This is a genomic window from Pseudidiomarina aquimaris (assembly GCF_003987395.1).
In the GTDB taxonomy this organism is placed as follows: Bacteria; Pseudomonadota; Gammaproteobacteria; order Enterobacterales; family Alteromonadaceae; genus Pseudidiomarina; species Pseudidiomarina aquimaris.
Genome location: NZ_PIPT01000002.1, coordinates 29,833 through 42,749, shown reverse-complemented (window position 1 = coordinate 42,749; position 12,917 = coordinate 29,833). Strand labels below are relative to the sequence as shown.

The 12,917-nt window shown below is 51.1% G+C and carries 15 protein-coding genes; 12 read left to right on the top strand and 3 right to left on the bottom strand.

Annotation, left to right across the window (positions count from 1 at the left end; genetic code table 11):
• Window positions 1–119: 119 nt before the first annotated feature.
• Window positions 120–1,037 (top strand): Dyp-type peroxidase, encoded by a 918-nt coding sequence (locus tag CWE21_RS03205; protein WP_126833034.1) that lies wholly within the window; start codon window positions 120–122, stop codon window positions 1,035–1,037.
• A gap of 80 nt (window positions 1,038–1,117) precedes the next feature.
• Here CWE21_RS03205 and argR read toward each other — a convergent pair whose 3' ends face one another.
• Window positions 1,118–1,585: a transcriptional regulator ArgR gene (gene argR / locus CWE21_RS03200; protein ID WP_126833033.1), complete on the bottom strand. Its 468-nt coding sequence runs from the start codon at window positions 1,583–1,585 to the stop codon at window positions 1,118–1,120.
• A 167-nt stretch (window positions 1,586–1,752) separates the two neighbouring features.
• Between argR and mdh the strand changes: the two genes are divergently transcribed.
• The 11 genes from mdh to CWE21_RS03145 all read left to right on the top strand — a co-directional run bounded on the left by mdh (window position 1,753) and on the right by CWE21_RS03145 (window position 10,969).
• Window positions 1,753–2,685 (top strand): malate dehydrogenase, encoded by a 933-nt coding sequence (gene mdh / locus CWE21_RS03195; protein ID WP_126833032.1) that lies wholly within the window; start codon window positions 1,753–1,755, stop codon window positions 2,683–2,685.
• A gap of 104 nt (window positions 2,686–2,789) precedes the next feature.
• The gene (gene rrtA / locus CWE21_RS03190) at window positions 2,790–3,371 is read left to right on the top strand and encodes a rhombosortase (RefSeq protein ID WP_126833031.1); all 582 of its coding nucleotides are present in this window, start codon (window positions 2,790–2,792) and stop codon (window positions 3,369–3,371) included.
• A 9-nt stretch (window positions 3,372–3,380) separates the two neighbouring features.
• Window positions 3,381–4,352 carry an octaprenyl diphosphate synthase gene (gene ispB / locus CWE21_RS03185; RefSeq protein ID WP_126833030.1) on the top strand — a complete coding sequence of 324 codons (972 nt, stop codon included), beginning with the start codon at window positions 3,381–3,383 and terminating at the stop codon, window positions 4,350–4,352.
• A gap of 179 nt (window positions 4,353–4,531) precedes the next feature.
• Entirely contained in the window at window positions 4,532–4,843 is a 312-nt protein-coding gene (gene rplU, locus CWE21_RS03180) for a 50S ribosomal protein L21 (protein WP_126833029.1), read from the top strand.
• 17 nt (window positions 4,844–4,860) lie between these two features.
• The gene (gene rpmA / locus CWE21_RS03175; RefSeq protein WP_126771528.1) at window positions 4,861–5,118 is read left to right on the top strand and encodes a 50S ribosomal protein L27; all 258 of its coding nucleotides are present in this window, start codon (window positions 4,861–4,863) and stop codon (window positions 5,116–5,118) included.
• Window positions 5,119–5,199: 81 nt separating this feature from the next.
• Window positions 5,200–6,366: an Obg family GTPase CgtA gene (gene cgtA / locus CWE21_RS03170; protein ID WP_126833028.1), complete on the top strand. Its 1,167-nt coding sequence runs from the start codon at window positions 5,200–5,202 to the stop codon at window positions 6,364–6,366.
• 101 nt (window positions 6,367–6,467) lie between these two features.
• Window positions 6,468–6,977: a type 3 dihydrofolate reductase gene (gene folA, locus CWE21_RS03165; protein WP_126833027.1), complete on the top strand. Its 510-nt coding sequence runs from the start codon at window positions 6,468–6,470 to the stop codon at window positions 6,975–6,977.
• Between the two features lie 123 nt (window positions 6,978–7,100).
• Window positions 7,101–7,502, top strand: a complete 402-nt coding sequence (locus tag CWE21_RS03160) for a DUF3718 domain-containing protein (protein ID WP_126833026.1) — start codon at window positions 7,101–7,103, stop codon at window positions 7,500–7,502.
• A 101-nt stretch (window positions 7,503–7,603) separates the two neighbouring features.
• Entirely contained in the window at window positions 7,604–9,079 is a 1,476-nt protein-coding gene (locus CWE21_RS03155) for an alpha/beta hydrolase (RefSeq protein ID WP_126833025.1), read from the top strand.
• Between the two features lie 10 nt (window positions 9,080–9,089).
• A complete protein-coding gene (locus CWE21_RS03150) occupies window positions 9,090–9,824 on the top strand; it encodes an ABC transporter ATP-binding protein (protein ID WP_126833024.1) in 735 nt (244 codons plus the stop codon).
• The gene (locus tag CWE21_RS03145; protein WP_126833023.1) at window positions 9,821–10,969 is read left to right on the top strand and encodes an ABC transporter permease; all 1,149 of its coding nucleotides are present in this window, start codon (window positions 9,821–9,823) and stop codon (window positions 10,967–10,969) included. The genes CWE21_RS03150 and CWE21_RS03145 overlap by 4 nt, the downstream gene beginning before the upstream one ends.
• A gap of 7 nt (window positions 10,970–10,976) precedes the next feature.
• Here the strand turns inward: CWE21_RS03145 and CWE21_RS03140 are convergent, their stop codons facing one another.
• Window positions 10,977–12,317: an NAD(P)/FAD-dependent oxidoreductase gene (locus CWE21_RS03140; RefSeq protein WP_126833022.1), complete on the bottom strand. Its 1,341-nt coding sequence runs from the start codon at window positions 12,315–12,317 to the stop codon at window positions 10,977–10,979.
• 12 nt (window positions 12,318–12,329) lie between these two features.
• Window positions 12,330–12,911, bottom strand: coding sequence for a GNAT family N-acetyltransferase (locus tag CWE21_RS03135; RefSeq protein ID WP_126833021.1), 582 nt, complete (start codon window positions 12,909–12,911; stop codon window positions 12,330–12,332).
• Window positions 12,912–12,917 lie beyond the last annotated feature (6 nt).

The following is a 12,917-nucleotide window of genomic DNA, read 5'->3' as shown; positions in this document are numbered from 1 at the left end:
AACTGACAAGCATTGTATGCTAGGGAAACGAGAGCGCAAGAATCTTGCGACCAAGCAACCACATTCCACGAATAACGAATAACGAACAACGAATAACGAACAACGATAAAGGACTACGCATGGCACAAGCGCAAAAAGGCATCTACGCCGAACCTAATTTGCACGGCCTGACCATGTTACTCAACGTCATGACCGACGACGTCGAGAACATGCGCCGTAAGCTTGCCCGTATTCCAGCGCTAATTGAAGAGCTCGATGAACGCTTTTCCGAAGCTTTACTTAGTGGTTATGTGGCTATCGGCAGCGATTATTGGGACATTCTCTACCCCAATCAAAGGCCGCCCCAACTCGGTCAATTTCCCGACCTCCGTGATGGCGACCGCCAAGCACCGCGCGAACCTGTTGATTTGCTGCTGACCCTGCGCTCTGATCGTTTTGATGTGAACTACCACAGCGCCCGCGCCATCCTTGAGTGGCTCGGGCACGATGTTGAGCTAACCGAGCAGGTCCCTACCTTTCGCTTTATGGACGGTCGCGACCTTACCGGCTTTATCGATGCTCCTGAAAACCCACGCGGGATTCGACGCAGGCAACTGGCGTTAATTCATGCCGACGATGACGCGGATTTCGCTAACGGCAGTTATTTGTTCGTGCAGAAATTCCGCCATGACCTGCGGCGTTGGGAGCAAATGACGCAAGAGATGCAAGAATTTGTCATCGGCCGCAAGAAATTAACGGGCGAAAAAATCAGTGAGGCAGGTTTGCACATGGTCACTCATGCGCAGAAAGCCAAAATGCAGGACGACAAAGAACAGCCGTTACAAATGCTGCGGCAGAATATGCCGTGGGGTGACATGCGGGAGCAGGGCTTACTTGCTATGTACTTTACCGCTCGACCGCTTGATGTGGTGCGCTGGCTGAAGCAGCGCTACTACGAAGACGATAACGGTGATTATGACCCGCTTCTGGACTACACCGAAGCTGTCACTAACGCCGCCTATTTCGTCCCTTCTATCGACTTTTTAAACAAGCTGTAGCCCGTGGTTCTACCACGGGGTATGTCGAATTGAACGCACATCTTTGAAATGTCAGGTTGGACCCGTGGTAGAACCACGGGCTACGTAACGCTCTCAAACAACTCGCGCACTTTTTGCAGGGTAAAATCAATATCGGAAACCTTCACCGGCGCGATAAAAATAGTGTCATCACCAGCGATAGTACCGAGCACGCCTTCTTTTTTCCCGACCGAGTCCAGCAAGCGCGCAATCAGTTGTGCCGCACCCGGCGACGTGCGAATAATCACCATTACATCATTATGCTGAATATCTAAAACAAGCTGGGATAATGGTGCGCGTGTCGAAGGAATGCCAAGCTCGGCCGGCAAGCAATAGACCATTTCTTGTCGTGCATTGCGGGTGCGAACCGCACCGTACTTTGACAGCAAACGGGAGACCTTTGACTGACTTATATTATCGTGGCCACGAGCCTTCATCGCTTCTACAATCTCGCTTTGCGAGCCGTAGCGCTCTTCTTTGAGTAAGCCTTTAAAGGTTTCGATCATTGCATCTGATTTCGCACTTGCCATGTTCCGCTGCTGCCTCTTATTTTTCTTCTTTCACGACCAAAAGGACAGTCTATCGCACTTGTGCCAAAACGCCTAGCTAGCGCCTTCTTGGTTGTAATTTCGGCGGTTTTGCAGTAGTCTTTCGGCACCAAAATTTTCCCCAACCCAACAACTGGATGGAGTCTGAGATGAAAGTTGCAGTTTTAGGTGCAGCTGGCGGAATCGGCCAAGCACTATCATTACTTTTGAAAACCCAATTACCTGCTGGATCTGAGTTGGCGCTGTACGACGTAGCGCCGGTAGTACCAGGTGTTGCTGTTGATCTCAGCCACATCCCAACTGCCGTAGACGTGAAAGGCTACGGTAAAGATGACTTAGCTCCAGCATTGGTTGGCGCTGACATTGTGTTGATCCCTGCAGGCGTTCCACGTAAGCCTGGCATGGACCGTTCTGACCTGTTCAACATCAATGCTGGCATCGTTGCCAACTTGGTTGAAGCCATCGCTGACAACTGCCCGAACGCTTGTGTCGGTATCATCACCAACCCAGTGAACACCACCGTTGCCATTGCCAAGCGTGTGCTTGAGAAAAAAGGCGTTTACAACAAAAACAAACTGTTCGGTGTGACCACGCTTGACGTGATCCGTGCAGAAACCTTTGTTGCGGAAATCCACGGTAAGAACCCGTCAGAAGTGCAAGTTCCAGTTATCGGCGGTCACAGCGGTACCACCATCCTGCCATTGCTGTCACAGACCGGTTTGAGCTTCACTGACGAGCAAATCGAACAGTTGACGCACCGCATCCAAAATGCCGGTACTGAAGTTGTTGAAGCCAAAGCTGGCGGCGGCTCAGCGACCCTTTCAATGGGGCAGGCAGCGGCACGTTTCTGCTTGTCATTGGTTAAAGCTCTCGAAGGCGACAACAGCGTTGTAGAATGCACCTACGTTGAAACCGACGGCCAAGACGCATTGTTCTTCGCACACCCTGTACGTTTAGGTAAAAACGGTATCGAAGAAATTTTACCGTATGGCGAGCTGAGCGCTTTTGAAGAAAAAGCCAAAGCTGCAATGCTTGACGGACTGAAAGGTGATATCCAGACTGGTTTAGACTTCGTTAAGTAAGTCGAAGCCAAAACGGATAAACATTCGACGCCGGGTTCGCTGCCAAAGCGCCCGGCGTTTTTGTAAGTGAAGCAGCGCGTCGTAAGTATCAAGGTTCGTACTTTATGGTTCTGTTCGGTCTATCGATTCCCAGTCAACCGCGGGCGGTGTTCCCCACACTGAGCGTGATGCTCTTGTTGACACTGATAATGCTGCTACCAGCAGCCACACTGCAAGCGCTGAAACTCGACCGCGAGAGCTTTGTCGCCGGCGAGCAACTTTGGCAGTTGCTCACTGGACAGCTAGTGCATCATGATTGGCAGCACTTAGGTTTAAACCTGCTGGGCTTATTAGTTTGCTGGGCGCTCTTTATCGATCACCAACAAGGCTGGCGACGTTGGCTCGGCGTACCTTTAATTATGTTGAGTAGTAGTTTGGCGCAAGTCTATTTTGACCCCCAAGTGCGTTTTTATGCCGGTTTCTCGGGCACGCTTTATGGTCTTTTCGCCTATTGCGCACTCACCGACACCCTGCAAAAGCGCTGGCTTGGCGCGCTGATATTAATCGGCGTATGCGGTAAAGTTGTGTACGACATTTTCACCTTACCGGAGTTCAGTGGACTCGCTTTCGCCGCCCATGCGGGAGGTGTTGTTGCTGGACTTTTACTCGCTTTTCTTTGTAAAATCTTAACCTTAAACCATAGCTAGCGAAGCAGAATGAAGTTATCTGAAATTAATGCGCTAATGGCTGCCGATATGCGCGGTGTTAACCAGCTGATTGGGCAGGAACTGCAGTCCGATGTTGCGCTTATTAACCAGCTCGGTCTCTATATTGTCAATAGTGGTGGCAAGCGCTTGCGTCCGCTACTGGCGGTGACTGCAGCGCGTGCTGCAGGGTATCAAGGGCAAGGGCATCTCACCTTAGCCACCATTATCGAGTTTATCCATACCGCGACTTTGTTGCACGACGATGTGGTCGATGCCTCAGAATTGCGTCGCGGCAAAGAAACCGCCAACGCTGTGTTTGGTAACGAGGCGAGCGTATTGGTAGGGGACTTTCTTTATACACGCGCGTTTCAACTGATGGTGACGCTGGATTCCATGAAAGTCATGAAGATCCTCGCCGACGCGACCAATATCATCTCTGAAGGTGAAGTCCTGCAGCTGATGAACTGCAACGACCCCGACACCACCGAGGCCAGCTATTTCGACGTCATTTACGGCAAGACCGGCAAATTGTTCGAAGCCGCAACCCAACTGGGAGCCGTGCTTGCCAACGAGAGCGACACCGTAGAAGCCGCACTCACAGCTTACGGACGTCATCTTGGCACCGCGTTCCAATTGGTAGACGACTTACTTGATTACACGGCAGACAGCGAAGTCATGGGTAAACAGGCCGGTGATGACCTTGCTGAAGGTAAACCGACGCTGCCGTTACTGTACGCGATGTGGCACGGTAACGCAGAAGAAGCACAACTGATTCGCGGCGCCATCGAACAAGGCGACGGCCGTGAGCACCTGCAGACGATTCTGAAAGCGATGCAACGCACTGGCGCACTCGATTACACCCGTGAACGTGCGCTCAAGGAAGCGGAGCTGGCGCAACAACAGTTAGCAGCGCTACCGGCATCAGAGTACCGCGATGCGCTACACGCACTAGCCGACATAGCCACAGATCGTGTTTCGTAAAAACCGTTGCTCGATGTTCGCTGTTTGTTGTTGGTTTAAACAAAAAGCGAGCACAGCGAGCGTGCGAACAGCGAATAGCAAACAACGCTTTTAGGCCTTTACTCCCGCAGGGAGTTTGTTTATAATTCGCGCCCTGATTTAAAACTAAACGTGCTCGTAAGAGCGAATCGGAGAAATTTATGTACGCAGTATTCCAAAGTGGCGGTAAGCAACACCGTGTTACTGAAGGCCAAATCGTCCGCCTGGAAAAGCTGGAAGCAGCCACCGGTGATGTGGTTGAGTTCGACCAAGTATTAATGCTGTCGAACGGTGACGACGTGAAAATCGGCGCGCCTTTTGTTTCTGGTGGATCCGTTAAAGCGGAAGTGGTCAACCATGGTCGTGCCGACAAAGTGAACATCATCAAGTTCCGTCGTCGTAAGCACCACATGAAACATCAAGGTCATCGTCAGTGGTTCACTGAAGTGAAAATCACTGGTATTAACGGTTAATTAAGGAGTAACGACACATGGCACACAAAAAAGCTGGTGGTTCAACCAAAAACGGTCGTGACTCAGAAAGTAAACGTCTGGGTGTAAAGCGCTTCGGTGGTGAGTCAGTATTGGCAGGTAGCATCATCGTTCGTCAACGTGGTACTCGTTTCCACGCTGGTGACAACGTAGGTATCGGTCGTGACCACACTTTGTTCGCTAAAGCGGACGGCAAAGTTTCTTTTGCGGAGAAAGGTCCTAAGAACCGCAAATACGTTAGCATCGTTACTGAATAAGTTTCAGTCGCGCTAACGCAAGACAAAGAAACCCCGTCCTTTGTGGCGGGGTTTTTTAATATCAGCAGGTAAGGTTTTAAGATGAAGTTTGTAGATGAAGCAGAAATTCGCGTAGAAGCGGGCGACGGTGGTAACGGCGTTGTCAGTTTTCGTCGTGAAAAATACATCCCAAAAGGTGGCCCCGATGGTGGTGACGGTGGTGATGGCGGTGACGTTTATCTAGAAGCCGATGAAAACCTAAATACCTTGCTCGATTACCAATTTGAACATATCCACAAGGCCCAGCGTGGCCAGAACGGTATGGGTAAAAACTGTACCGGTAAACGTGGCGAAGATATTATTCTCAAGGTGCCAGTAGGTACCCGCGCAACGGATCAAGAAACCGGAGAAACCCTTGGTGATTTAACCAAGCATGGCATGCGCCGTATGGTCGCTAAAGGTGGCTTTCACGGTCTTGGCAACGCGCGCTTCAAAAGCAGCACCAACCGTGCGCCGCGCCAAAAAACCAATGGCACGCCTGGGGAAGTTCGTACTCTTAAACTCGAATTGATGCTGTTGGCTGATGTTGGCCTGCTGGGTATGCCCAACGCCGGTAAGTCGACTTTTATACGCTCTGTTTCAGCTGCGAAACCGAAGGTCGCCGACTATCCGTTTACCACACTCGTGCCGAACCTTGGTGTCGTGCGTCCGGTACCACATGCCAGTTTCGTTATCGCCGATATCCCTGGTTTGATTGAAGGCGCCGCCGAGGGAGCTGGCTTGGGTATTCAATTCCTTAAGCACCTTGAGCGCTGTGGTCTCTTATTGCACTTGGTTGATCTCGCACCGTATGACGGCACCGATCCAAGTACGCAAGCGGTTACCATCGTCAACGAGTTGGAAAAATACAGCCCTAAATTGGCCGAAAAACCACGCTGGTTGGTTGTCAATAAAGTTGATTTGCTCACGGACGAAGAAGCTGAAGAGCGTCTGGCAGAGCTCAAAGAAGCCCTGGACTGGGACGGCCCAGTATACAAAATCTCAGCGCTGAGCAAAAAGGGCACGGAACAATTGTGCAAAGAGATCATGACCTATCTTGAGCACTTGCCGAAGCCGAGTGCTGAAGAAGAAGCAGAGCAAGCGCAGCAAACGACTGAGTTTAAATGGGACACGTATCATCAAGAGCAGCTTGACGGCTACGACGATGATGACGATGATGATGACTTTGACGACGACGATTACGACGTAGAAGTCATTTACCAAAAATAAAAACCGTTGTTTGCTGTTCGCTATTCGCACGCTCACTGCGTTCGCTATTTGTTTAAACAAACAGCAAACAGCGAATAGCCAACAACGCACTTGGGGGTGTTATGCGGATTGCTTTGATTGCAGCTATGGCCAAGGACCGTGTCATCGGAAAGAGTGGCGCCATGCCTTGGCACCTACCAGCCGAACTTCAACATTTCAAACGCATCACGCTTGGCAAGCCTGTCGTTATGGGGCGAGCTACCTACGAATCGATTGGTCGCCCATTGCCTGGACGCCTTAACATTGTGCTGAGTCGTCGCTATCAACAACCTCATACCGACGAACAAGGCGTGATTTGGGTGAGCAGTCCTGAGCAAGCGGTTGCTGCTGCGGGTGAAACAGATGAGCTAATGATCATAGGTGGTGGGCATGTTTATAACGAATTTTTACCGCATGCACAGCGTTTATACCTCACCGAGATCGACCTGAGTGTTGCGGGTGATACTTGGTTTCCTGACTACAAAGCAACGGGCGAGTGGCAGCTTAGGGAGCAAGTCGAGCACCCGAGTGATGCGAAAAATGAACATAGCTTCAGCACGTTAGTTTACGATCGGGTACTATCTGACCGTTAGTTACGCAGATTTCATGTAAAGAATTGGTAAATGGAAGCGCTCGCATTAACAATTTATTCCGTTGTAACCCCTGAAATGGCGGGGTAGGATAACTTTGTTTTTGGGGAAATAAAGGTCGTTCTGATGTTGAAAATCGTTTCATACGGACTTGCCACTGCAATGGTAGTTTCGATGCTAACGTTACCTGCAAACGCCGCACCTGTGCAGTATCGCTTCGCATCTGAAGATATCGCCTTAGTGTTTTGTGCGTATGTGCGCGACAATGACACGACGCGTCTGCAAAACAAGATGCGCGAGTTACGCATTCGTATGCGCGATGTGTATACAAGCATTCGCTGCAATGGTGCATCATTGGTTCAATTTGCGTTGAAGACAGATTCCCAAGACGTCGGTTCGTTTATTGTACGTAGTGTCACGCTTAAGGACTTGCGAGAAGCAGGTGATTTCGAATGGGCGTCAAGCGAAGGCTACACCAACACTGCGATTGGTCAGGCGCTGAAGGAACGTATCGCCGCTAAGAATTAATCCGCTAAAGTTCTTGCCATACTTATTTACAGTTTCTAGGCTTTTTAAAAGGTAAGCAAAGCGTTAGACTGCATGCATTGATTACAAATGGATAACAATGCATGAAAACAGTCATGGTGCCTTGGCTCCTCCTCGCAGGACTCTTCTCTCCCTCACTGTTGGCGCAAGAGCAAGCTTCAGCCGCTGCGGCACAGAGCACGTATGAGCTACAACGTGAGCAATGCTATCTCGAAAATATTTCCGAGAGGGTTGAATGCGGTACGCTAACCGTACCGGAGAACTATGCTGCGCCAGAAGGGCGTAAGCTCGCAATTAACTTTGCTGTTTTACCGGCGATAAGTGAAAACAAAAAGGCCGACCCTTTACTCATTTTAGCGGGTGGCCCAGGGCAAGCAGCAACCGAGCTTGCCGCCATGATCAACCGTATTTTCCAAAGTGTTCGCCAACAGCGCGACATTCTCTTGATTGACCAGCGTGGCACTGGGCAGTCGGCACCTCTGGCGTGTGACTTGAATCATGTCGAAGAATTGGTGAAAGCCGATGATGCCATTGACCTTGCCAAGGTCGCCAGTGATTGCTTAGCGAACTATCAGGATCGTGATCTCACGCAGTATCATACCGTTAATGCCATCCGTGATTTTGAAGCGGTACGTGCGGCGCTGGGTTACGAACAAGTTAATTTATACGGTGGTTCGTATGGTTCGCGAGCGGGCCTCGTGTATTTGCGTGAGGCGCCTCAGTCGGTACGCGCGGCGGTACTCGATGCCCTCGCACCGGTACAGGTGGTGGTAGGGCCATTCGGTCGTCACGGTGCGAGCTCGTTCGCCAAGTTACTCGACAACTGCGCGGCCTCTGCGGCCTGTAGCGAAACTTTTCCGCAGCTCGATAGCACTTATACCGAGCTGATGACCATGCTTGAAAGCGAGCCAGTGCCGCTTACGGTGCGTGATCCGTTAACCAACGATCCGGTAGATATTCTCATTACCGCTGGACGATTCAGTTCAGTCATGCGGGTTGGGCTTTATCACCCGACTACACGCCAAATGCTGCCGTATGTTATTCAGCAAACTGCGAACGGCGATTACACCCCCTTGACTGGTTTACTCGGTACGACGATGGCGCAATCGGAACTCTATATGGGGTTAACGTTAAGCGTGTTGTGTAGCGAGGATTTGCCGCGTGCGAGCGATGAGCTATTGGCTGAAGATGGTAATAACACCTTTATCGGCAGTCGCACGGCTGATGCCTTTATCGAAATGTGTTCGGTGTGGCCTAAAGCAGAACGCCCGAGTGATTGGTTTGAGCCGATTTCGAGTGCGGTGCCAACTTTACTTCTGTCAGGCGAGCTTGATCCTGTAACACCGCCTGCATGGGGCGAATTAGCGGCAGAAACGTTAAGCCAAAGTCGCCATCTGATCGCACCGAACGGTGCCCACACGATCGTGGGTCATACCTGCGCCAATCGCTTAGCTGCGCAGTTTATTAAAGATCTCGATCTTGCCGCGCTCGATGATAGCTGTTTACTCGAACAGCGCGCACAACCATTCATTCTAAATAGTAACGGTAAAGGACTATAAGAGAGCCACCATGATCGAAGTAAAATCATTACAAAAAGCCTTCGGTAAAGTGACTGCTCTAGATGGCCTCACATTTAGTGCGCCGGAAGGACAAATCACAGGTTTGTTGGGACCGAATGGTGCGGGTAAAACCACCTGTTTACGAACCATCTATGGGCTGCTGAAAGCCGACAGTGGCGAAGCGCTTATCGACGGTGTCGATGCCAACAAAGACCCTCTGGCAGTGCGCCGTAAAATAGGTATCTTTCCAGACAAATTTGGTCTTTATGAGCGTTTGACCGCTCGTGAACAGATTAGCTACTTTGCCACGCTGCACGGCCTCGATGGCGATGCCGGTGCTGCGGCGGTGAGTGAAGTACTGGCGCGTCTCGACATGAATGCAATTGCCGATCGCCGCGCGACGGGTTTCTCGCAAGGTCAGCGCATGAAAGTTGCGCTGGCACAGGCCATCGTTCACCGTCCTAAGCATTTGATTTTGGATGAGCCAAGTCGTGGTCTCGATGTCATGAGTACGCGCATCTTACGCGACTTATTGCGCGAGTTACGTGACCAAGGCACCAGCATCTTGTTCTCAAGCCATGTCATGCAAGAGGTTGCCGCGCTCTGTGATCAAGTGGTCGTGGTGGCAGCTGGTAAGGTTGCTGCGCAAGGCACACCAACAGAACTCTGCGAACAAACTGGTGAAAGCGCGTTGGAAGAAGCTTTTGTAAAAATTATTGGTACGGACGAGGGCATTGCGGCATGAAGTCACCCATAAAAATTGTCTTCGGCAAAGAGCTTAAAGACGCACTACGCGACAAGCGTTCGGTGATGGCGGCGATGTCGTACGCCTTCTTTGGGCCATTGCTTATGGCGGTAGCGTTTTATGTTCTTATCAGTCAGTTAACTGATACCAGTAATGTCAAAATTGATATTGAAGGGAGTGAATTTGCCCCAGCATTTGTCGCGCATCTAGAACGCAATGGTGTGGTGCAGCGTGACGAAGCATGGCCGGCAGGACAGCAGCCAATTGTCTTGGCCATCGCTGAAGGCTGGGACGAGAGTATCGCCACGGCGCAACCAGCCAAAGTCACTTTGACCGCTGACTTTTCGTCGCAGAAGCAGCGTACTGATATTCGTCGTGTCGAGTCGGCAGTTGAAAATTACAGCCAGCAATTAAGCTACATACGTTTGCAGATGCGTGGCATCGATCCACGGATCACCCAGGGCGTTGATTTAGTTAAGCATGATACGGCAACGAAAGAATCCAAAGCGGCGATTCTGATGGGGAGTGTACTCATCTTTATTTTGCTTTCGGTCTTTTTCTCAGGCATGAACGTGGCGATTGACATCAGTGCTGGTGAGCGTGAGCGCAACTCACTTGAGCTGCTGTTATCGCAGCCGCTGACGACGAATCAACTGGTGTGGGGTAAAGCGCTTGCCGCTTCGGCCTTCGCCATGTTCGGCGGCTTGTTGAGTGCAGTTCTGATTCCGATCATCTTTAAGTTTTTACCACTGCACGAAATCGGTATGAGTATTTCTCTCGCTTGGCCGATGATCCTACTGATTATTTTATTGCTCGTACCGTTAGCGCTGTTGGCCACTGCATTGCAATTGTTTGTGTCGTTTCGTGCGAAAAGTTTCAAAGAAGCACAGACTTATATTTCGTTGCTGCTGATGGCGCCGATGCTCGTTGTGTTTGGTGTAGAGTTTGCCAAGGTTAAGCATCAAATCCTTTACTACCTACCGCTAACGGGGCAACACCAGGCCTTGTTGGATATCATCAAAGGTGAGCCCCTGCAGTGGATGGCAATGGGCGTGAGCGCACTTGCAACTTTCGTGGTCTCGATTCTACTGCTGAAGCTGATTAGCCGGATGCTCAGTAGCGAGAAAGTGGTGTTTGGCCTGTAATCGAGCGTTACAGGCTACGCCAACGCGCGAGCTGATAGAATCCCCACTGGCCGAGACGGCGCAAGTGCGGTAATGGAAATTTAGGTAGAGCCGATTGGTAAAACGGCAGAGCTGGCAGCGCTTCTCCCATCGCTAGCTCTGCCAAACGCTGGCCGGCGAGCTGGGTAAAGGTGACACCGGCACCACAGTAACCCATGCTGGTATAGATGCCCTCGGCGGGACTATAGATGCGCGGATAGTTATCAAGCGCCACATTAACCCAACCACTCCAGTAGTAATCTACCGGCTCACGACTGAGTTCTTTTAACGCAGGGAAAGTCCCTTGTAACGCTTCTAACAAATGACGCGCATAGCGCGGATGATGCGCATCCTTGCCTCGTATCGCACCGCGGCCACCAAATAGCAGACGGCCATCTGGTAAAAGGCGGTAGTAATATTTCAGCGTTCGCGTATCCATGACCAATTCAGTGCTATGCAGGCCGATAGCTATCTTTTCATCGGCACTGAGTGGGCGTGTGACAATGACACTGGAGAGCACTGGTAGACTGCGACCATGGATACTCGGGTGCAAATGATTGGGGGTATAACCATTGGTGGCGATAATGACCTTGGGCGCGCAAATACGACCTTTGGCAGTATGCAAACGTTGCAGCTGCTCAACTTGGTCCCACTTCTTAACTGGTGCGTCTTCAATAATCGTAACGCCTGCGTTTGCAGCTTGCCGCGCCACACTCGCCAAGAGCAGCAGCGGATTGAGCCCAAAGCTTTGCGGATAGTGAATGGCAGCGTGTGCTTGTGGGCTGTGAACACGGGCTTGAATGCCAGGCGCATCAAGCCATTTTGTAGCGGGTTCGTATCGCTTGAGAATCTCATAACTACTGCGTAGGCCATCAATCGCTTGCGGGTTGTGGGCGATCTTAAGATAGCCACCGCGTTGCGCTTGTAAACCTACAGGGCAGGCTGCCACATGGCGCTCTAAACGCTCGAAAGCACGCTCGTACTCGACTTTAATTGCCCGCGTAACGTCGCTACCGACGCGCTTTTCCCAATCACCATAACCAAGTCGACCGGTGCCCGGCATCGCAAAGCCTGCGTTACGGGTAGAACAGCCCCAGCCAAGCTTATTCGCTTCGACGAGAACCACATGTTGTTGATAGCGTTCAGCGAGTTCTAAAGCCGCATTTAAGCCCGTGTATCCCGCGCCAATGACAATGATATCAGCATGTTCGGGGAGCGCTGCTTGGGTGGGCGGGAGTTGCGCGAGTTGCGCACCATGTTGCGCTTGCCAATAACTTCTTACATGCGGTTGTGCAGGGCCAGGAAAGTCATCGACAAGCGGGTCGTACATGGGGCTTAGCTCTTAGGTATCAAAACGTAAAATCATCTCGCCGGCGGTGCAATGGCAAATACCATCACAGACCGGGCAGTGGTAGCCGCCATGGACAGAGAGCTCGTACCAACGATCAGGATGTTCGTTGATCATCTCGCCGCCACAGCGAGTAAAATAAGAGTATGCACTATTATTTGGACTTTGCATCCAAATATGCGCTAGGCCTGCTTTACAGCCCAACTCTTGTGCAGCCGCGGTAGAGCGCTCAAGAAGGCCGCGACCGACGCCTAAACCACGACTGATTTCGGCAACGGCGGCACACTTGAAATAACACATTTGCTCGGGGGCAACGGGCCACTTTGACGGTGTGCAGTAGTCGTCGATATCCCACTTACCTGGCGCAAAAGTCAAACGGATACCCGCTAACTCGCCATCGACAAACGCCAACCAATTGAGGTTGACGCCATTCAACTGGCCGCGCTCAACATAATCTGCCAAGTTCTCTTCGGTGAGATAATTATCACCGTGGACACGGTTGCCTAATTCAATAACGGCCGCGTGATCGGCGGCCGTTAATTCACGGTAGGTAACTACCGGTTGTTTTTGCGTCATTGTTTA

Excerpts from the sequence above, each read along its gene's own strand:
- CWE21_RS03205 (WP_126833034.1), top strand. The coding sequence starts at position 120 with ATGGCACAAGCGCAAAAAGGCATCTACGCCGAACCTAATTTGCACGGC.
- argR (WP_126833033.1), bottom strand. The coding sequence starts at position 1,585 with ATGGCAAGTGCGAAATCAGATGCAATGATCGAAACCTTTAAAGGCTTA.
- mdh (WP_126833032.1), top strand. The coding sequence starts at position 1,753 with ATGAAAGTTGCAGTTTTAGGTGCAGCTGGCGGAATCGGCCAAGCACTA.
- rrtA (WP_126833031.1), top strand. The coding sequence starts at position 2,790 with ATGGTTCTGTTCGGTCTATCGATTCCCAGTCAACCGCGGGCGGTGTTC.
- ispB (WP_126833030.1), top strand. The coding sequence starts at position 3,381 with ATGAAGTTATCTGAAATTAATGCGCTAATGGCTGCCGATATGCGCGGT.
- rplU (WP_126833029.1), top strand. The coding sequence starts at position 4,532 with ATGTACGCAGTATTCCAAAGTGGCGGTAAGCAACACCGTGTTACTGAA.
- rpmA (WP_126771528.1), top strand. The coding sequence starts at position 4,861 with ATGGCACACAAAAAAGCTGGTGGTTCAACCAAAAACGGTCGTGACTCA.
- cgtA (WP_126833028.1), top strand. The coding sequence starts at position 5,200 with ATGAAGTTTGTAGATGAAGCAGAAATTCGCGTAGAAGCGGGCGACGGT.
- folA (WP_126833027.1), top strand. The coding sequence starts at position 6,468 with ATGCGGATTGCTTTGATTGCAGCTATGGCCAAGGACCGTGTCATCGGA.
- CWE21_RS03160 (WP_126833026.1), top strand. The coding sequence starts at position 7,101 with ATGTTGAAAATCGTTTCATACGGACTTGCCACTGCAATGGTAGTTTCG.
- CWE21_RS03155 (WP_126833025.1), top strand. The coding sequence starts at position 7,604 with ATGAAAACAGTCATGGTGCCTTGGCTCCTCCTCGCAGGACTCTTCTCT.
- CWE21_RS03150 (WP_126833024.1), top strand. The coding sequence starts at position 9,090 with ATGATCGAAGTAAAATCATTACAAAAAGCCTTCGGTAAAGTGACTGCT.
- CWE21_RS03145 (WP_126833023.1), top strand. The coding sequence starts at position 9,821 with ATGAAGTCACCCATAAAAATTGTCTTCGGCAAAGAGCTTAAAGACGCA.
- CWE21_RS03140 (WP_126833022.1), bottom strand. The coding sequence starts at position 12,317 with ATGTACGACCCGCTTGTCGATGACTTTCCTGGCCCTGCACAACCGCAT.
- CWE21_RS03135 (WP_126833021.1), bottom strand. The coding sequence starts at position 12,911 with ATGACGCAAAAACAACCGGTAGTTACCTACCGTGAATTAACGGCCGCC.